General features: G+C 65.3%; 15 protein-coding genes and 1 tRNA gene. 8 read left to right on the top strand and 8 right to left on the bottom strand.

Annotation, left to right across the window (positions count from 1 at the left end; all coding sequences use genetic code 11):
• Positions 1-80: 80 nt before the first annotated feature.
• A complete protein-coding gene (locus ODR01_RS00640) occupies positions 81-890 on the top strand; it encodes a phytanoyl-CoA dioxygenase family protein (RefSeq protein WP_316975659.1) in 810 nt (269 codons plus the stop codon).
• Positions 891-1,045: 155 nt separating this feature from the next.
• Here the strand turns inward: ODR01_RS00640 and ODR01_RS00635 are convergent, their stop codons facing one another.
• The 4 genes from ODR01_RS00635 to trxB form a co-directional block, all read right to left on the bottom strand.
• Entirely contained in the window at positions 1,046-2,167 is a 1,122-nt protein-coding gene (locus ODR01_RS00635) for a 2-aminoethylphosphonate--pyruvate transaminase (RefSeq protein WP_316975658.1), read from the bottom strand.
• 44 nt (positions 2,168-2,211) lie between these two features.
• Positions 2,212-2,988 (bottom strand): ZIP family metal transporter, encoded by a 777-nt coding sequence (locus ODR01_RS00630; RefSeq protein WP_316975657.1) that lies wholly within the window; start codon positions 2,986-2,988, stop codon positions 2,212-2,214.
• Positions 2,989-3,322: 334 nt separating this feature from the next.
• On the bottom strand, positions 3,323-4,225 hold the full coding sequence (locus ODR01_RS00625; RefSeq protein ID WP_316975656.1) for a LysR family transcriptional regulator: 903 nt from the start codon (positions 4,223-4,225) through the stop codon (positions 3,323-3,325).
• Between the two features lie 99 nt (positions 4,226-4,324).
• The gene (gene trxB / locus ODR01_RS00620; RefSeq protein ID WP_316975655.1) at positions 4,325-5,290 is read right to left on the bottom strand and encodes a thioredoxin-disulfide reductase; all 966 of its coding nucleotides are present in this window, start codon (positions 5,288-5,290) and stop codon (positions 4,325-4,327) included.
• Between the two features lie 194 nt (positions 5,291-5,484).
• On the opposite strand from trxB, the gene ODR01_RS00615 reads away from it, so the two are divergent.
• Complete coding sequence (locus ODR01_RS00615; RefSeq protein ID WP_316975654.1) at positions 5,485-5,964, top strand: Lrp/AsnC family transcriptional regulator; 480 nt, start codon at positions 5,485-5,487, stop codon at positions 5,962-5,964.
• A 72-nt stretch (positions 5,965-6,036) separates the two neighbouring features.
• On the opposite strand, the gene greA is transcribed toward ODR01_RS00615, so the two are convergent.
• From greA to carA, 4 genes are all read right to left on the bottom strand, one after another.
• Complete coding sequence (gene greA, locus ODR01_RS00610; RefSeq protein ID WP_316975653.1) at positions 6,037-6,510, bottom strand: transcription elongation factor GreA; 474 nt, start codon at positions 6,508-6,510, stop codon at positions 6,037-6,039.
• A gap of 91 nt (positions 6,511-6,601) precedes the next feature.
• Positions 6,602-9,859, bottom strand: a complete 3,258-nt coding sequence (gene carB / locus ODR01_RS00605; protein ID WP_316975652.1) for a carbamoyl-phosphate synthase large subunit — start codon at positions 9,857-9,859, stop codon at positions 6,602-6,604.
• Positions 9,860-9,862: 3 nt separating this feature from the next.
• The gene (locus ODR01_RS00600) at positions 9,863-10,234 is read right to left on the bottom strand and encodes a GxxExxY protein (protein ID WP_316975651.1); all 372 of its coding nucleotides are present in this window, start codon (positions 10,232-10,234) and stop codon (positions 9,863-9,865) included.
• A gap of 175 nt (positions 10,235-10,409) precedes the next feature.
• Complete coding sequence (carA, locus tag ODR01_RS00595; protein WP_316975650.1) at positions 10,410-11,597, bottom strand: glutamine-hydrolyzing carbamoyl-phosphate synthase small subunit; 1,188 nt, start codon at positions 11,595-11,597, stop codon at positions 10,410-10,412.
• Positions 11,598-11,882: 285 nt separating this feature from the next.
• On the opposite strand from carA, the gene ODR01_RS00590 reads away from it, so the two are divergent.
• From ODR01_RS00590 to ODR01_RS00565, 6 genes are all read left to right on the top strand, one after another.
• A complete protein-coding gene (locus ODR01_RS00590) occupies positions 11,883-12,338 on the top strand; it encodes a GatB/YqeY domain-containing protein (RefSeq protein ID WP_316975649.1) in 456 nt (151 codons plus the stop codon).
• Between the two features lie 207 nt (positions 12,339-12,545).
• On the top strand, positions 12,546-14,357 hold the full coding sequence (gene dnaG / locus ODR01_RS00585) for a DNA primase (RefSeq protein ID WP_316975648.1): 1,812 nt from the start codon (positions 12,546-12,548) through the stop codon (positions 14,355-14,357).
• A 457-nt stretch (positions 14,358-14,814) separates the two neighbouring features.
• Complete coding sequence (gene rpoD, locus ODR01_RS00580; protein WP_316975647.1) at positions 14,815-16,893, top strand: RNA polymerase sigma factor RpoD; 2,079 nt, start codon at positions 14,815-14,817, stop codon at positions 16,891-16,893.
• A 90-nt stretch (positions 16,894-16,983) separates the two neighbouring features.
• A tRNA-Ile gene (locus ODR01_RS00575) sits at positions 16,984-17,060 on the top strand.
• A gap of 382 nt (positions 17,061-17,442) precedes the next feature.
• Positions 17,443-18,396, top strand: coding sequence for a sugar-binding transcriptional regulator (locus ODR01_RS00570; RefSeq protein ID WP_316975646.1), 954 nt, complete (start codon positions 17,443-17,445; stop codon positions 18,394-18,396).
• A gap of 180 nt (positions 18,397-18,576) precedes the next feature.
• Positions 18,577-19,887, top strand: coding sequence for an ABC transporter substrate-binding protein (locus tag ODR01_RS00565; protein WP_316975645.1), 1,311 nt, complete (start codon positions 18,577-18,579; stop codon positions 19,885-19,887).
• Positions 19,888-19,900 lie beyond the last annotated feature (13 nt).

Here is a 19,900-nt window from a genome sequence, read left to right as displayed (position 1 = left end):
GGTCGGAAGTTGCAGCAGGGGGTCGATGAGATTTAATCTCATTATCGACGGATTGTTATGATTTTTTGAAAGAGGTCATCATGCGTAGTAGCCCGCTTGCCACGACCCGTCAAGCCAACGGAGACGCCGCCCTTCTTCGCACGCCGACGTTGAACGAAGATCAGATCGCGCGCTTCAAGAACGACGGCTATCTCGTCGTGCGCGCCGGCTTCGACGGGAACGAGATGCGCGTGATCGACGCCTGGGCGCGCGAGGTGGAGGTCATGCCCGAGGTTTCGGGCCGCCAGTGGGTCTACCATGAGAAAAGTCTCAAGGACCCGGACCGCCAGTTGATCGCCCGCATCGAGAACATCGCCCCCTTCCACGCGGGCTTTGGAGAATTGAGCGGCGCTCTGACGCGCGCGGCCGGGCAGCTGCTGGGCGAGGAGGCGGTGCTGTTCAAGGAGAAGATCAACTTCAAGATGCCGGGCGGCGCCGGCTTCAAGCCGCACCAGGACGCCCAGGCCGGCTGGGACGCCTATGCCGACTATTTCATCAACGTGCTGGTCTGCATCGACGCGGCGACGCCCGAGAACGGCTGTCTCAAGGTGGTGGCCGGCCAGCACAGGCGCGGCCTGTTCCGGTCGTGGGAGCCGCTGACCGAGGCGGACATGCAGGGCATGGAATTCGTCGACTGCCCGACCGAACCGGGCGACCTGGTGTTCTTCGATTCCTTCGCGCCGCACGCCTCGGATGCCAACATGACGGACGCCACGCGCCGGCTCTATTACGCCACCTACAACCGCGCCTCGGCCGGCGATCACATGGCCCGCTACTATGCCGACAAGCACAAGAACTATCCGCCCGACATCGACCGCCAGGCCGGCCGCGAATATCGCTTCCGGGTGTGAATTTGGATTAATTTCGGGGACACCATCACTGATTAATTTCGGGGACACCATACTTAATTCACAGGAGGCTTCGCGCTACCCCGGGGGGCGAAGACGGGTGAATTAAGTATGGTGTCCCCGAAATTACGAAGTATGGTGTCCCCGAAATTACGAAATTAGGGCGCGCCGCTGGCGACGCCGAGGCCGGCCATGACGGCGGCGATGGCGGCGACGGCCTCTTCCATGTCCTGGGGCTGGACGGCGCCGATGCAGCCGATGCGGAACGACGGCGCCTCGGTCAGCTTGCCGGGATAGATGACGAAACCGCGCTCCCGGAGGCCGTCGTAGAAGGCGTCGAAGCGAAACGCCGGATCGGCCGGCATGCGCACGGTGACGATGATCGGCGCCTGCAGGGCGTCCGGCAGCAGGGTTTCGAAGCCCAGCCGCCGAAGGCCGTCGACCAATACCCGGCAGTTGGCCGCATAGCGGACGTGGCGGGCAGGAACGCCGCCTTCCTCGTCCAGCAGGACGAGGGCCTGGTCGAGGGCCGCCAGCACCTGGGTCGGCGGCGTGAACCGCCACTGGCCGTTGCCTTCCATCGCCCGCCACTGGTCATGCAGGTCGAGGCTGAGCGAATGGGCGTTGCCGGCGCTGGCCGCCAGGGCGTCCCGCCGGACGATGGCGAAGGCCAGTCCGGGCACGCCTTCCAGGCACTTGTTGGAGGAGGCGACGACGGCCTCGCACGGCACCCGCCGGAGGTCGAGGGGAATGCCGCCGAAGGCGCTCATGGAATCGACGATCAGGCGCCGGCCCTGCCCGGCCACGGCGGCGGCGACGGCGGCGATCGGGTTGAGGATGCCCGACGTCGTCTCGCAATGGACGGCGGCGACATGGGTGATGGCGGCATCGCCGGCCAGGCGGGCGGCGACGGCTTTGGCGTCGGGCGGCACATCCTCGGCGGTTTCCAGCGTCTCGTGGCGCCGTCCCAGCCGTTCGAGGATTTTCGCCATGCGCCGGCCATAGGCGCCGTTGACCAGGATCAGCGCCTTGGCCTCCCGGGGCACCAGGGTGCCCAGCGTCGCCTCGATGGCGAAGGTGCCGCTGCCCTGCAAGGGCACGCAGACGTGGCCGTCCTCGCCGCCGACCATCCGGGTAAGCCGGTCGCGCACGCGGGCGGTGATGGCGATGAAGGCCGCGTCGCGCGAGCCCCAGTCGTCAAGCATCGCCCGCCGGGTGGCGATGTCCGTGGTCAGCGGTCCGGGGGTCAGCAGCAGGGGGGTGGAGCGCTCGCGCGTCATGGGCGGGGTCTCTTTCGGGTGGTTGGCATGGTCGCTCCGCAAGGTTAGCCGAGGACGACGTCGAGGAACATCATGACGACGAGGCCGATGATCAAGCCGAGGGTCCCGTGGTTCTCGAAGCCACGGCGATGGGTCTCGGGAATGATCTCGTGGCTGATGACGAAGATCATGGCGCCCGCCGCGAAGGCCAGGCCCCAGGGCAGGAGCGGCTGGGAAAAGGTGACCGCGGCGATGCCGATGAGGCCGCCGATGGGCTCGACCAGGCCGGTGAACAGCGCCACCCGGAAGGCACGGGCCCGCGAATAGTTCTGGCCGAGCAGGGCGACGGCGACGGCCAGGCCCTCGGGGAAGTTCTGCAGGCCGATGCCGATGGCCAGCGTGGTGCCATTGGCGATGTCGTGGCCGCCGAAGCCGACGCCGACGGCCAGCCCCTCCGGGAAATTGTGCAGCGTGATGGCGATGACGAACAGCCAGATGCGGCGCAGCGAGGCGCTGGCGGCTTTGCCGTCCGGCCCCATGATGAAGTGCTCGTGGGGCAGGTTTTCGTTGACGCCCCAGATGGCGGCGCAGCCCAGCAGGATGCCGCCAATGACGATCAGCACCGCCATTGTTTCGCTGGAACCTTGTTCCTGGGCGGCCTCCAGGGCCGGCAGGATCAGCGAGAAGAACGAGGCCGCCAGCATGACGCCGGCGGCGAAGCCCAGCATGGCGTCCTGCGCCTTTCCCGACAGGCGGGGAACGAAGAGCGCCGGCAGCGCCCCGACGCCGGTGGCAAGCCCGGCCGCCGCGCTGGCCAGAAAGCCGATCAGGATGATGGACATTTCGTTCCCTTGCGTGTCGCGTTCTTGGTTGGATTTTTACCGGTAGCACGACCGATGCCACGCGGGCAAAAAAAACCGGGCTGGTAAACCAGCCCGGCAAGTCTAACAGGGAGGCTTCACGTCTGGGAGACGCAGGACCCAAGCCATGTAAGGCCCGGGCCCTAGATTTCGGGCCTTGCGCCCGAAACTGGGAAATCCGGTGCGGTGCAGCAGTGTGTTGCATCGTCACCGAGGGGGTATATAAGGAAGGCGACCCCCCCGGACCATAGACGATTCTGAAAAGCAGCTATGCGGGATCCGCATAGCTGGGCGAGTTTGGCGGCCCCAAAAGCCGTCATTCCGTGTCTTTCATGCCTTCCTCGGCGATCCGGCTGACCAAGTAGTCCCGGAACACGGCAATGCGCATGGAATGGCGCAATTCCTCGGGGTACACGAAGTAGGCGTCGATGGTGGGGGCGTGCAGTTCCGGCAAGACCTCGACCAGCTCCGGGGATTCCCGCTTGATGTATTCGGGCAGTGCGGCGATGCCGAGGCCGCTTTGCACGGCGCGGAAAATACCATAGGTGCTGTTGACGCGCAGAACCGGTCGCCGGCGCTTGCCCGGCTGGGTGCCGACTTCGAGCAGCCAATCGAGGTTGGGCACCGGCGGCGTCGCGTCGTCGCCATAGACGATGATCTTGTGCTCGTCGAGGTCGCGCGGCGTCTTCGGGGCCGGATGGTCCTTCAGGTAGCGGGGCGACGCCAGGATGCGATAGCCGATGCGCATGAGGTTGAGCTTGACGAGATCCGGCTGGCGCGGCGACATCAGGCGGATGGCGGCGTCGGCCTCGCGCATCGAGAGGTCGAGCTCGGTGTCGGCCAGCACCAGCGAGATGTCCATTTCCGGGTAGAGTTCCAGAAAGTCCTTGAGCCGGGGCGTCAGCCAGATGGAGCCAAAGGCGACCGTCGCCGTCACCCTAAGCAGGCCTTGCGGCCGTTCGCGGCTTTCGCGGATGCGCGCCGTCGTCATCGACAGCTTGGCGAACATTTCGCGCGCCGTGCGGTGCAAAAGCTCGCCCTGCTCGGTGAGGATGAGGCCACGCGCATGGCGGTGGAACAGCGGGACATGCAGGCTTTCCTCCAGCGCGCTGATCTGGCGGCTGACCGCCGACTGGCTCAGGTTCAGCGCCTCGCCAGCGTGCGTGAAGCTGCCGGCTTCGGCCACCGCGTGAAAGATCCGAAGTTTGTCCCAGTCCATGGCGATTCCCGCTTTGGCGTCCTTCCCCGCTCCCTGCCGCGGCGTCGCCGCCCGTTGGCTGTCATGGTCGATTCGGGCGATTTTTTGGGGCGCGTCCACTTAGGCTTCGTTCTCCGCCAGTATTTCATTCTCCGCCAGGAAACGTTCCGCGTCGAGGGCGCTCATGCAGCCGGTGCCGGCGGCGGTGATGGCCTGGCGGTAGATGTGATCCTGCACGTCGCCGGCGGCGAACACCCCCGGCACGCTGGTCGCCACGCCGCCCGGCGTGGTTTTGATATAGCCCTCGCCATCCAACGCCAGTTGCCCGGCGAACAGCTCGGTGTTGGGGGTGTGGCCGATGGCGATGAAGACGCCTTCCAGCCGAAGCTGGCGGATGGCGCCGGTTTTCACGTCGCGCAGGCGAAGGCCGGTGACGCCGGGCGGATTGGCCGCGCCCAGCACCTCGTCGATGACGCTGTTCCACACCATCTCGACCTTGGGGTTCTTCCGCAGGCGTTCCTGCAGCGTCTTTTCGGCACGCAGTTCGTCGCGCCGATGGATGACGTAAACCTTGGAGGCGTGATTGGTCAGGTACAGCGCCTCGGTCGCCGCCGTATTGCCGCCGCCGACCACCGCCACCTCGCGGTTGCGAAAGAAAAAGCCGTCGCAGGTGGCGCAGGCCGAAACGCCGAAGCCCATGAACTTCTTCTCGCTCTCCAGCCCCAGCCAGCGGGCGGAAGCGCCGGTGGCGATGATCAGCGTTTCGCCGACATAGCGATTGCCGGAATCGCCGATAAGCGTGAAGGGCCGGCGGCCGAGGTCGACCTTGACGATCAGATCGTCGATCAGGGTGGCGCCGACGTTTTCCACCTGCTGGCGCATCTGCTCCATCAGCCACGGCCCCTGGATGGGCTCGGGAAAGCCGGGGAAGTTCTCGACCTCGGTGGTGATGGTCAGCTGGCCGCCCGGCTGCATGCCCTTGATCAGGATGGGCGCCAGATTGGCCCGCGTCGCATAGAGCGCGGCGGTGTAGCCGGCGGCGCCGGAGCCGACGATCAGAACCTTGGTCTTATGGGTGGTGGGCATGACTCGGTGGGTTCCTTGCGGCGAACGAACGATCGACATTCCGCCAGCGTCACCGTCAGGATAAAAACCGGATCGGCAAGACGCAAGCGAAGGCTCTATGACTTTAAACCGCCTTGCGAAAAATGTCGTGACTTCCATCTTGGCGGGACGCCGACACCATTGTAATATAATTTCAACCATGGAGGCGAGACCGCATGAAGAGTAAAGGGGCCCGCATTAAGCTCGACGACATCGACCGCCGGATTCTGCGCGATTTGCAGGACAACGGCCGGATCACCAACGTGGAACTGGCCCGGCGGGCCGGCATCTCGGCCCCGCCCTGCCTGCGTCGGGTGCGGGTTCTCGAAGATGCCGGGTACATCCGCGGCTATCACGCCGACCTCGAGCCCAAGGCGCTGGGTTTCAACGTCATGGTGTTCGCCCAGGTCGGCCTGGAAAGCCAAGCGGAAGCCGACCTCGAGGCGTTCGAGCAGTTGGTCCACCAGTGGCCGCAGGTGCGCGAGTGCTTCATGCTGGCCGGCGAGGCCGATTTCCTGCTCAAGGTGGTGGCCGAGGACTGGGACGACTACCAGAACTTCCTGACCACCAAGCTGACGTCGGCGCCCAACGTCAGCCACGTGAAATCGGCGCTGTCCATCCGCCAGTCCAAGTTCCAGGCCGGCGTGCCGATCTGACGGCGCGGCGCCGGATGACGAACGGCCCGCCACTTGGCGGGCCGCTTTTGTCATGCGTCCGGCGTTGCCCGTTCAGCCGAAGCGGACGCCGAGAATCTCGTAGGAGCGCGGGCCGCTCGGCGCGTTGACCTCGACGATGTCGCCCTTCTGCTTGCCGATCAGGGCGCGGGCCAAGGGCGAGGTCACCGAGATGCGGCCCTTCGAGACGTCGGCCTCGTGGCTGCCGACGATCTGGAAGGTGTTCTCCTCCTCGGTCTCCTCGTCCACCAGGTTGACCCGGGCGCCGAAGCGCACCGTGCTGCCGGTGAGCTTGCTGGGATCGATGACCTCGGCGCGGCTGATGATGTCCTCGATCTCGGCCAGCCGGCCCTCGACGAAGCTCTGGCGTTCGCGTGCCGCATGGTACTCGGCGTTTTCCGACAGGTCGCCGTGTTCCCGCGCGGCCCCGATGGCGCGAACGATCTCGGGCCGTTCGACGTTCATCAGGCGCTCGCGCTCCTTCTGGAGCTGCGTGAGTCCCTCGGCGGTCATGGGCATCTTTTCCATCGGCACGAATCCCGTTCGTTAGCAATTCATTCTCTTCGCGGCCCTTCACCAAGGTCGCGGGCACGACAACAGCGGTGCTTGGGGGTTGCCCCTAAAATGCTCCCGTAAAATAGGATTGTAGCGGCGCGACTTCAAGCTTTCCGGCGCGTAGCGCCTCCAGCGCGTCGACCACGGCGGCGGCCCCCGTCATGGTGGTGTAGTGGGGAACGCCCTGGGTCAGGGCCGAGCGGCGGATCGAGAAGCTGTCGGCGATGGCCTGCGCGCCTTCGGTGGTGTTGATCACCAGCTGGACCTGGCCGCTGATGATGGCGTCCACGCAGTGCGGCCGGCCTTCGAGAACCTTGTTGAGCCGGGTCACCGCCAAGCCCTGGTCGGTCAGGTGTCCGGCGGTGCCCGCCGTCGCCAGCAGCTTGAAGCCGAGGGCGGCCAGGCGGCGGGCCAGCGGGACGACGCTTGTCTTGTCCTTGTCCTTGACCGACATGAAGACGGCGCCCGATTCCGGAAGCTGGGCGCCGGCCGCCAGCTGCGCCTTGGCGAAGGCGGCGGGGAAGCTGGCGTCGATGCCCATCACTTCGCCGGTCGATTTCATCTCGGGGCCGAGGATGACGTCGACGCCGGGGAAGCGGGCGAAGGGGAACACCGCCTCCTTGACGGCGACGTGGCGCATCCTGGGCAGCGGCGGCAGGCGGAAGGACGCCAGGGTCGCGCCGGCCATGACGCGGGCGGCCAGCTTGGCGATCGGCACGCCGGTCGCCTTGGCGACGAAGGGCACCGTGCGGCTGGCCCTGGGATTGACCTCCAGGATGTAGACGTCGCGTTCCTTGACGGCGAACTGCACGTTCATCAGCCCGACCACATGAAGCGCCCGGGCCAGTTCGACGGTCTGGCGGCGGATGTCCTCGATGATGTCCTTCGCCAGCGAATGCGGCGGCAGCGAGCAGGCCGAATCGCCCGAATGGACGCCGGCTTCCTCGACGTGCTCCATGATGCCGGCGACATAGACGTCGGTGCCGTCGGCAAGGGCGTCGACGTCGACCTCGATGGCGTCCTGGAGATAGGAGTCCAGCAGCACCGGGCTGTCGCCCGAGACCTGCACCGCGGTGGTGATGTAGCGGGTCAGCGCCGGATGGTCGTGGACGATCTCCATGGCCCGGCCGCCCAGGACGTAGGACGGGCGCAGCACCAGCGGGAAACCGATGCGGTCGGCCACCCGCCGGGCTTCCTCCAGCGAGCGGGCGATGCCGTTGACCGGTTGGCGCAGCTTGAGCCGGGTGATGAGATCCTGGAAGCGCTCGCGGTCCTCGGCCAGGTCGATGGCATCGGGCGAGGTGCCGAGGATGGGAATGCTGGCCTTCTCCAGCGCCGCCGCCAGCTTGAGCGGGGTTTGGCCGCCGAACTGCACGATGACGCCGAGGACCTCGCCATTGGCCTGTTCGGTGCGGATCAGCGCGATCACGTCCTCGGCGGTCAGGGGTTCGAAGTACAGGCGGTCCGAGGTGTCGTAATCGGTGGACACCGTTTCCGGGTTGCAGTTGACCATGATGGTCTCGAACCCGGCCTCCTTCAGCGCGTAGGCGGCGTGGACGCAGCAATAGTCGAACTCGATGCCCTGGCCGATGCGGTTCGGCCCGCCGCCCAGGATGACGACCTTGCGGCGATCGGACGGCGCCGCCTCGCATTCCGGCGGATTGACGCCGTCGCCCTCGTAGGTCGAATACATGTAGGGGGTCTGAGACGGGAACTCGGCGGCGCAGGTGTCGACCCGCTTGTACACCGGGCGGACGTCCAGCACCTCGCGGCGGAAGCCCACCTCGGCCGGCGTTTTGCCGGTCAGCTGCGAGAGCCTGAGGTCGGAAAAGCCCATGGCCTTGACCCGGCGCAGGCCCGGCGCGTCGCCCGGCAGCCCTTTGGCTTTGAGCTCCGCCTCGACCTGGATCAGGGCCTCGATCTCGCGCAGGAACCACGGGTCGTAGCGGGTGACGGCCTGCACCTCGGTCACCGAAAACCCGTAGCGGAAGGCCTGGGCGATGGCCAGCAGGCGGTCGGGGCGCGGCTGCGCCAGTTGGGCGCGCACGGCGTTCTTGTCCACATTGGCGGGGTCGATGCCGAGGATCGGCAGCTCGTTCAAGCCGGTCAGCCCGGTTTCCATCGAGCGCAGGCCCTTTTGCAGGGATTCCTTGAAGGTGCGCCCGATGGCCATGGCCTCGCCCACCGATTTCATCGAGGTGGTGAGCAAAGGCTCGGTGCCGGGAAACTTCTCGAAGGTGAAGCGCGGGATCTTGGTGACCACGTAGTCGATGGTCGGCTCGAAGGAGGCCGGGGTCACCCCGGTGATGTCGTTCATCAGTTCGTCGAGCGTGTAGCCGACCGCCAGTTTGGCCGCCACCTTGGCGATGGGAAAGCCGGTGGCCTTCGAGGCCAGCGCCGACGAACGCGACACCCGGGGGTTCATCTCGATGATGACGAGGCGCCCGTCATCGGGGTTGATGGCGAACTGCACGTTGGAGCCGCCGGTATCGACGCCGATCTCGCGCAGCACGGCGATCGAGGCGTTGCGCAGGATCTGGTATTCCTTGTCGGTCAGCGTCAGTGCCGGCGCCACGGTGATGGAATCGCCGGTGTGCACGCCCATCGGATCGACGTTCTCGATCGAGCAGATGATGATGCAATTGTCCGCGGAATCACGGACCACCTCCATCTCGAACTCTTTCCAACCGAGGACCGATTCCTCGACCAGCACCTCGTGGACCGGCGAGCGGGCCAGGCCGGAGGCCACGATCTGCTCGAATTCGCCCAGGTTGTAGGCGATGCCGCCGCCCTCGCCGCCCAGGGTGTAGGACGGGCGGATGATCAGCGGCAGGCCGATGGCGGCCATGGCTTCGCGCGCTTCCTCGATGTTGTGGGCGAGTGCGCTTTTCGGGCTTTCCAGGCCGATGCGCTCCATCGCCTCTCTGAACTGCAGCCGGTCCTCGGCCTTGGCGATGACGGCGGCGTTGGCCCCGATCATCTTGACGCCATGCTTTTGCAGGACGCCGGCCCGCCACAGTTCCATGGCGGCGTTGAGCCCGGTCTGGCCGCCCATGGTTGGCAGCAGGGCGTCGGGCTTCTCGGCCTCGATGATCCGCTCCAGCATGTCGAGGCGGATTGGCTCGATGTAGGTGGCATCCGCCATGCCGGGGTCGGTCATGATGGTGGCGGGGTTGGAATTGACCAGGATGACGCGGTAGCCCTCCTCGCGCAGCGCCTTGCAGGCCTGCACCCCCGAATAGTCGAACTCGCACGCCTGCCCGATGACGATGGGCCCGGCGCCGATGATGAGGATGGACTGGATGTCGGTACGTTTGGGCATGGACTACACCACGAAGCGTTTGATGCCGTTCTTGAGGGGCATGGCATTGAAATTCATCAGAAGACCGGTCCGGATGCCGCTGAGCTTCAGGTAGGTAAGCACCTGGGCCTCATGGATGGGCAGAATTCTTTCGACGGCCTTCAGTTCAAGCAGCACGTTGTCTTCCACGATCATGTCGACACGAAACCCCGGTTCGACCTGGACCCCTTTGTAGGCGATGGGAAGGACGACCTGACGTTTCACGGTCAGCCCTCCGCGTGCAAGTTCCTGGCACAGGCATTCCTGGTAGGCCGATTCCAGCAATCCCGGTCCCAGATGGCGGTGGACCTCGATGGCGGCACCGATGATCTTCTCCGTCAGCGGGTCATTTTCCATCGCAAACGCCATTCCGGCCCCACCCGCCGTTTTTCACCACCGAGAACACAGAGAACACAGAGGATTCACAGAGAAAAAAGGATTGGCTTCGCCTAGCTTCCTGTTGCGCGTTAGCGCATTTGTCTTCCTCAGTGTCCATCTCAGTGTTCTCTGTGTTCTCAGTGGTTCATCTTTTTTACCGTTTTCGATCCGAGACCCGAGCATCGATCAGGTCGATGAAGCGGGTGAAGAGGTGGTGGCTGTCCTGGGGGCCGGGGCTGGCTTCGGGGTGGTATTGCACCGAGAACACCGGCCGGCCCTCCAGCTTCAGGCCCTCGTTGGAACCGTCGAAGAGGGAGACGTGGGTTTCCACCACGCCCGTGGGCAGGCTGTCCGCCTCGACCATGAAGCCGTGGTTCTGGCTGGTGATCTCGACCTTGCCGGTGGCCAGGTCCTTGACCGGATGGTTGGCGCCGCGATGGCCGAGGTGCATCTTGCGGGTGCGCCCGCCCAAGGCCAGGCCCAGCATCTGGTGGCCGAGGCAGATGCCGAAGATCGGCAGGTCTTCCTTCTTCATCAGCTCGCGGATCATCGGCACCGCGTACTCGCCGGTGGCCGCCGGGTCGCCCGGCCCGTTCGAGAGAAACACGCCGTCGGGGTTGAGCGCCAGCACGTCGGCGGCGGTCGAGGTGCCGGTCACCACCGTCACCCGGCAACCGGCGGCAGCCAGGCAGCGCAGGATGTTGCGCTTGGCCCCGTAGTCGACGGCGACGACGTGGTGCCTGGGGCGCGTCTCGCGACCATAGCCGCGGCCCAGGGCCCAGGTGGTTTCGTCCCAGGTCGAGGTCTGGTGGCAGGTGACGTCCTTGGCCAGATCCATGCCCTCCAGCCCCGGCCAGTCGCGGGCCATGCGGAAGGCCGCTTCGAGGTCGACGTCGCCGTCGGCGGCGTAAATGAGCGCCCCGTTGGGGGCGCCGCCGTCGCGGATGCGCCGGGTCAGGCGGCGGGTATCGACGCCGGTCAGCGCGCAAAGCCCGAAGGAGCGCAGCCACTCGTCCAGGTGCTTGGCGGCCCGCCAGTTGGAGGGCTCGGTGATGGCGGCGCCGAGGATGCAGCCGCGCGCCGCCGGGGTGATCGTTTCGATGTCCTCGGCGTTGGTGCCGACGTTGCCCACGTGCGGGAAGGTGAAGGTGATGATCTGCCCGGCGTAGGAGGGGTCGGTGAGGATCTCCTGGTAGCCGGTGATCGAGGTGTTGAAGCACACTTCACCCACCGCGGCGCCGGGCGCGCCGGCGCCGACGCCCCAGTAGACATCGCCGTCGTGCAGGACGAGGGCGGCGTTCGCGTGAGGCGGACGGACGGTCGGTTTGACGGTATCGGTCATGATGGCGGGTCCCAAAAAAGCCGCTCCGACGTCTTCACGCACGGACCGGCTTTCGTCGCACCCGGGTGTCCCGGGAGGCCGACGTTCCGGCCGAACTTCCGAGGGCCGGACGACAGCAGCATGGAATTTTCGTTCTATTAAGCAAATTGCGTGCCGAGGTCAAGCCCCCGGTTGAAAGAAAGTTGTTTATTTTTCAACGCGTTAATAAAAATTAAGCGGTTGCCTTTTCCCCTCGGATTGTATAGCTTCTCCGGCTTCCCGCAACCGTCGAGGAGGACGGCAACCATGCTGCGCACCCGGTTGAAGGAAGCCCTCGTCACCGCCATGAAGGCCCGGGACACCGTCGCGGTGGCCACCCTGCGGCTGATCCTGGCGGCGCTCAAGGATCGCGACATCGCGGCCCGCGGCAAGGGCAACCTGACGGGCATCCCGGAGGAGGCGATCCTCGATCTTCTGCAATCGATGATCCGCCAGCGCCATGAAAGCATCGATCTTTACCGCATCGGCGAACGCCTCGACCTGGTCCAGAGGGAGGGGGCGGAGATCGAGGTCATCCAGCGCTTCCTGCCCGCACAGATGGACGAGGCCGAGGTCGAATCGGCAGTCGGGGAAACCGTCGCCGAATTGAAGGCGACCTCGCTCAAGGACATGGGGCGCACCATGGCGGCGCTCAAGGAGCGCTACGCCGGGCGCATGGATTTCGCCAAGGCCGGCGCCCTGGTCAAGAAGCAGCTGACCTGAACCGGCCGGCCGCCGGTGGATATCCCTGTGGACGGCTTGACGGCATGCGGGGATAACCCGGCCATTTTCATTATCGCGTCAATCGCTTCTAGCCGTCCGATTTTTTTCAGTCCCGGCCGGCGGTTCCCGTGCGATAAAGAACGTCGCTCGAGTCTGCCTTTGCAGCCTCTAGATTCGTGCGCTTAAGAAAAGCGGCATGTAGACCGAATGTCTTCCTTCTCGCCCCAGTTTCTCGATGAGCTTCGCGCCCGCGTCTCGCTGGAAGACGTGGTCGGCAAGCGCGTCAAGCTGATCCGCCGGGGCCGCGAGTACGTGGGCCTGAGCCCGTTCCAGAAGGAGAAGACGCCGTCCTTCACCGTGGTGCCGGACAAGGGCTTCTATCACGACTTCAGTTCCGGCGAGCACGGCGACGTCATCGACTTCGTGATGAAGGTCGAGGGCCTGAGCTTCCCCGAGGCGGTCGAGCGGCTGGCCGCCCAGGCCGGCATGGAAATCCCCAACGATTCCCCCGAGGAGCGCGAGAAGGATCGTCAGCGCCAGACGCTCTATGACGCGATGGACGTGGCCTGCGCCCAGTTCCAGAAGATGCTGAGGATGCCGGAAGGCAAGGCGGCGCTGGCCTATCTGCACGGGCGCGGCCTCCCAGATTCCACCATCGAGCGCTTCCGCCTGGGCTACGCCCCCGATTCGCGAGGCACGATGAAGGGCGCCCTGGCCCGGGAAGGGGTCCCCGAGGAGTTGATGCGCGAAGCCGGGCTGATCCGCCGACCCGACGACGGGCGGCCCGATTTCGACTATTTCCGGGGCCGCGTCATGTTTCCCATCACGGACAGGCGCGGCCGCGTCGTCGCCTTCGGCGGGCGCATCATGGCCAAGGGCGAGCCCAAGTACCTGAATTCCCCCGAATCGGCCATTTTCCAAAAGCGCCACGTGCTCTACGGCCTGACCCAGGCCTTGAAGCCGGCCCGCGACGGCGGGCGCATCCTGGTGACCGAGGGCTACATGGACGTCATCTCGCTGCACCAGGCGGGATTCGACTTCGCGGTGGCGCCGTTGGGCACCGCGCTGACCGAGGATCATCTGCAGGCGCTGTGGAAGATCGTCCACGAGCCGACCGTCTGCTTCGACGGCGACACCGCCGGCCAGAAGGCGGCCATGCGGGTGGCCGATCACGCGCTGGCGCTGCTCAAGCCCGGCTATTCGCTGCGCTTCGCCCTGCTGCCCACCGGCGAGGACCCCGACAGCCTGATCAAGGCGCGCGGCGCCGCCGCCATGTCCGAGGTGCTGGCCGCTACCCTGCCGCTTTCGGAAATTCTCTGGCGCATGGAAACCCAGGGGCGGATGCCGACGACGCCCGAGGAGCGGGCGGGGCTGGAGGATCGGCTGTCCCGCCAGGCCCTGCGAATCGGCGACTCGACGGTGCGCAGCCATTTTCTCCGGGCCTTCAAGGACCGGCTGTGGAGCGAATGGCGCGAGGCGGGGCGGCGGCGGAACAAGGGCGCGGGGGGCGAGCGCCGGCCGTCGCCGCAGGTCGGCATTCCGGCCGCCGCGGCGCGCGCGACCGGTACCGATCCGCTGCGCGGCGCCCAGCAGGTGCTGCTGGCCATCGTGCTCCGTCATCCCGACGTTTTCGAGGCCGAAGGCGAGCGCCTGGGCGCGCTGGGGTTTGCCGACGCCGGGCTCGACCGCCTGCGCCAGGCGGTGGTGACCATCCTCTCGGGGCAGCCCGATCTCGATGCCGCAGGCCTTGCTCGTGAACTGGCGGCGGCGGGCCTGGCCGCCGAATCGGACGCGCTGCTGGGCGACCCGATGATCAGCCATCACCGCAAGATCGCCGCCGCCGCCGATGCCGAATCGGTGCTGGCGACCTGGCGGGATACCTTGGAAACGCTCCGGCGGGCCGCCTTCGCGGCGGAGCGCGAGACCATCAAGAAACGGCTGGCCGGCGATCTGACGCCGGACGGCTGGCGGCGCCAGCAGGCGGCGCTGCGCGCGGCAATCGGCGACTCGGAAGGGTGAAACGAACGAATCGGCGCGACTCGGCAACGGCACACGAGGGGATTCCGGGCTTGACTCGCCGCCGCGATGGTACCATTTGACGGCGTAGGGCTGAATGAGCGGCCGTGCGCCCGAAGCAAAAAAGGGCGCGGAAGTCGGGGCTTTTGTCCCCGGCTTCGATGGACGGGCAGGGAATTTTGGATTCGGCGACGCGTGTGGGCGGTGGCAGGTTCGGGGACCTTTGCGATGGCGCCTCTGCCGGCGGCACACGTGTGTCGTTCGGACCGCGGCACGGCTTCAACGCAATCGGGGTGATTGGAAGCAAGGAACGAGGGCCTGTGTCGCGAGGCGCCGGTCGGGCGCCGGGCATTCGGCAGGGTGGTTAAGGATCGCGCAGGCCGCTGAGGGCGGCCCGCTGTTTCGGCGTCCCGAGAAGGGGGCGGCGAAACGGTTTTGTTTCCCGGGAGCAACAAGATTGATGACGGACAAAGAAACCGAAACCGAAGACATAGCGCCGGCCCAGGACGAAGTGTCGGACAGCCCGCTGCTCGATACGCTGGGCGCCGCGGTCAAGAAGATGATCGCGCGCGGCAAGGAGCGCGGCTACGTCACCTATGACGAGTTGAACACGGCATTGCCGCCCGAAAGCATGTCCTCCGAGCAGATCGAGGACACCATGTCGATGCTTTCCGAAATGGGCATCAACGTGGTGGACACCGAGGAGAACGAGGAGGCCCCCCCGGCCGACGAGGCGGTCGAGGCCGAACCGGCCGCCGCCGGCAACGTCGATGAGAACGAGATCGGGCGGACCGACGATCCGGTGCGCATGTACCTGCGCGAGATGGGCAGCGTCGAGCTGCTGTCGCGCGAGGGCGAAATCGCCATCGCCAAGCGCATCGAGGCCGGCCGCGAGATGATGATCGGCGGCATCTGCGAAAGCCCGCTGACCGTCAAGGCCATCGTCCAGTGGCACGACGACCTGGTCGAGGGCAAGATCCTGCTGCGCGACATCATCGATCTCGAAGCGACATACGGCGGCGGCCCCAACGGCCAGATCCCGGCCATCGTTGGCGACGACGAGGATGCCGAGGTCGAGGTGCCGGAAGCCGAGGCGGCGGAAGACGCGCCGACCGACGGCGACGGACTCGTCGAGCCGGTGGTGCCGGCCGTTCCCGCCATCGCCGGCAAGGAAAAGGACGGCGAGGACGAAGCCGGGGGTGAGACGCGGGCCGAGGGCGAGGGCGAGGGTGAGGTCAACGGCGACGCCGACGCCGAGAGCGAAGAGCTCAGCATTTCGCTGGCCGTCATGGAAGCCAATCTGACGCCCCAGGTGCTGGAAACCTTCAAGAAGATCGACGCCACCTACAAGAAATTCCACAAGCTGCAGGTCCAGCGTCTCGACGCTGCCCAGGAGGGCGAGGCGTTCAAGGCGGCGCAGGAGAAGAAGTACCAGAGGCTGCGCCAGGAACTGATCGACCTGATGGAGGACGTGCGGCTCAACAACACCCGCATCGAACAGCTGGTCGAACAGCTCTATCAGCTGAACAAGCACCTGATGAACCTGGAAGGCCGCCTGTTGCGCCTGGCCACCGGCTGCAAGATCAAGCGCGAGGAGTTTCTCGAGCATTATTACGGCAACGAGCTGGCCCCCGACTGGCTGGCCCGGGTGGGCGATCTGCCGGGCCGCGGCTGGAAGAAGTTCGGCGAGAAGCATCCCACCGAGATTCAGGGCATCAGGGACAGCATCGGCGAGATCTCGCAGGAGACCGGGCTGCCGGTGTCAGAGTTCCGCCGCATCGTCGCCACGGTGCAGAAGGGCGAGCGCGAGGCCGCCAAGGCCAAGAAAGAGATGATCGAGGCCAACCTGCGCCTGGTCATTTCGATTGCCAAGAAATACACCAACCGCGGCCTGCAGTTCCTCGACCTCATCCAGGAAGGCAACATCGGCCTGATGAAGGCGGTCGACAAGTTCGAGTACCGGCGCGGCTACAAGTTCTCGACCTACGCCACCTGGTGGATCCGCCAGGCGATCACCCGCTCGATCGCCGACCAGGCCCGCACCATCCGTATCCCCGTGCACATGATCGAGACCATCAACAAGCTGGTGCGCACCAGCCGCCAGGTGCTGCACGAGATCGGCCGCGAGCCGACGCCCGAGGAACTGGCCGGGCGGCTCGGCATCCCGCTCGACAAGGTGCGCAAGGTGCTGAAGATCGCCAAGGAACCGATCAGCCTCGAAACCCCCATCGGCGACGAGGAGGACAGCCACCTGGGCGACTTCATCGAGGACAAGAACGCGGTGCAGCCGCTGGATGCCGCCATCCAGGCCAACCTGCGCAAGACCACGACCCGCGTGCTGGCCTCGCTCACGCCGCGCGAGGAGCGGGTGCTGCGCATGCGCTTCGGCATCGGCATGAACACCGACCATACGCTGGAAGAGGTCGGCCAGCAGTTCAGCGTGACCCGCGAGCGCATCCGCCAGATCGAGGCCAAGGCGCTGCGCAAGCTCAAGCACCCCAGCCGTTCCCGCAAGCTCAGAAGCTTCCTCGACTATTAGGCCGGGCATCGCCCCCAGCGCGGCCACGGGAGGGGCATCGGATGGATTGTATCCGATGCCCGAATCCTGCTATGGGAAGCCGTCCCTCTCGGGCCCGTAGCTCAACTGGTTAGAGCCGGCCGCTCATAACGGTCTGGTTGCAGGTTCGAGTCCTGCCGGGCCCACCACGCTTCTTTGTAGGATGACCCAATTCATGCGACTGGCCTCATAAAATGCGACTATCCGCCAGGATGGATCGTTAGGCGGCGTCGATCGTCCGACGGCGGCACTTGGCCTCGTACCTTACGGTTTTTGACGCGACCCGGATTTTCGGAGGCAAAGATGCCTTTCTGCTTGGAGGCCGAAGAACGGAATGTCGGCTCTCGGACGCGGACAAGGTAAAACGGACGTAGCTGCGGGGGCTGCTGACCCCAATTTCGGGCATCAAAAGGCGCCCAGGACTAACTCCAATCGCAAATTCCCGCCCTTTGGAACCAGCAATTGCTTGAATGATGGGCAAATGCCAAATAGGCTGCGACACTGTTGAAATAGCAGTTCTGATTGGCGCCCATGCCACGCGACTCGAAAATCGACCGTCTTCGCCTGGATGATGCCGCCCGAGCGGGTTGGCTTTACTATGTCGCGCAGAATACCCAGGACGAAATCGCCGCAAAAATGAACATCTCCCGTCAGGCCGCGCAACGGATGGTGGCGCTGGCGATGCGGGAACGGCTGGTGAAGTTCAAACTGGACCACCCCATAGCCCGATGCATGGAGCTGGCCCAACGCCTTAAAGACCGATACGGATTGTCCTTTTGCGAGGTCACGCTGGTCGATCCGACATCCAACGACCCGGCGCTCGGGATCGCCGAAGTCGCGGCGGCGGAGATGGAGAAATACCTCAAATCGGAAACGCCCATCGTGATGGCGTTGGGAACCGGCCGTGAAATCCGCGGGGCGGTGGACCAGGTATCAAGGATGAGTTGCCCCCACCACAAAATCGTTTCATTGGTGGGCAGCCTTGCGCCGGACGGTTCGGCCAACGTAACCGATCCCATCACGGCAATTGGAGACGCCACCCAGGCCCCACGACATCCTCTTGCCGTGCCCGTGGTGGCGACGTCGAAGGAAGAGCGCGACGTCATCTGCGCGCAAAAACCCATCCGCAGCAATATCGACCTGGCCCTATCGGCCGACGTGGCTTTCGTTGGGATAGGCGAACTCAACGACGCCCCTCCGCTTCTGACCGACGGCTTCATCACCCGCAAGGAACTCCACGAGTTGCAGGCGGCCGGTGCCGCCGGCGAGATCATCGGCTGGGCCTTCAACGACCTGGGCAGACTCGTTCCCGGCCTGACCAACGACCGCGTCGCCAGCGTTCCGCTGACCCAGCCCGCGGCGCGGCCCCTCATCGGCGTGGCCCGCGGATCGAACAAGCTGCGGGCAATACGCGGGGCACTGACCGGCCAATGGCTGACCGGGCTCATCACCGACGAGACCACGGCCGCAGCCCTCGCGGAATAGGGCGCTCCCGCCCATTTTCTTCGCTGTCCAGTTGTTTTTCCAAACGAAATACTGCCCAGAATAAGGGTGGCCGCGCATTTTTTTGCAACCGGCCATAGATTCCTTTTGACTCAGAGGCCCGCAAGCCGAATAATTATTCAAAAGATAAGCAATTGCCCATATCCGCTAACGGAGGCTCACATGACACTCTTCTCTCGTTTGCTGATCGGCATAGCGGCCGTGTCGCTAACCGCGACATCCGCGCTGGCCGAGAAACTGACCGTCGCCACGGTCAATAACGGCGACATGATCCGCATGCAAAAGCTGACCGGAGATTTTTCCGCCAAAAACCCCGGCATCGAAGTGGAATGGGTGGTGTTGGAAGAAAACGTGCTGCGTCAGCGCGTCACCACCGACATCGCCACCAAGGGCGGCCAGTACGACATCATGACCATCGGGACCTATGAAGTGCCGATCTGGGGCAAGAAGGGTTGGCTGGTTTCGCTCAACGACCTGCCGGCTTCCTATGACGTCGATGACCTGCTGCCCGCCATCCGCAACGGCCTGACGATCGACGGCAAGCTGTATGCAGCGCCATTCTACGGCGAAAGCTCGATGGTGATGTACCGCGCCGACCTGATGAAGAAGGCCGGGCTGACCATGCCCAAGGCGCCGACCTGGGACTTCATCGCCAAGGCCGCCGAGGCGATGACCGACAAGGCGAACGAAGTGTACGGCATTTGTCTCCGCGGCAAGGCCGGCTGGGGCGAAAACATGGCGTTCCTGACCGCCACCTCCAATTCCTTCGGCGCCAAGTGGTTCGACATGGATTGGAAGCCGCAGTTCGACAAGGAGCCGTGGAGGAAGACCCTGACCTTCTACCTCGACCTGATGAAGAAAGCGGGCCCTCCAGGTGCCTCGTCGAACGGCTTCAACGAAAACCTCGCCCTGTTCCAGTCGGGCAAATGCGGCATGTGGATCGACGCCACCGTCGCCGCATCGTTCGTGACCGATCCGAAGGACAGCACCGTGGCCGACAAGGTCGGCTTCGCCCTGGCGCCGGATACAGGCCTCGGCAAGCGCGGTAACTGGCTGTGGGCCTGGACCCTGGCCGTTCCTGCCGGATCGCAGAAGGTCGAAAGCGCCAAGAAGTTCATCGCCTGGGCCACGTCCAAGGAATACCTGGCGCTGGTTGCCTCGAAGGAGGGATGGGCCAACGTGCCTCCGGGAACGCGGAAGTCCCTCTACGCCAATCCCGAATACGCGAAGGTTCCCTTCGCCGGAATCACGCTGGACAGCATCAACTCCGCCGACCCGACCAAGCCGACCGTCGACAAGGTGCCGTATGTGGGCGTCCAGTTCGTCGCCATCCCCGAATTCCAAGGGGTTGCCACGGCCGTCGGCCAGCAGTTCTCGGCGGCGCTCGCCGGTACCGTTGCCGCCGATCAGGCCCTGCAGAACGCCCAAATGCTGACCGATCGGGCGATGAGGAAAGCGGGCTACTACAAGTAGACCCTGCAAGCCC

The organism is Shumkonia mesophila (assembly GCF_026163695.1).
Taxonomy (GTDB): Bacteria; Pseudomonadota; Alphaproteobacteria; order Rhodospirillales; family Shumkoniaceae; genus Shumkonia; species Shumkonia mesophila.
The sequence above is the reverse complement of the archived record's forward strand: the minus strand, read 5'-3'. Positions and strand labels throughout refer to the sequence as shown.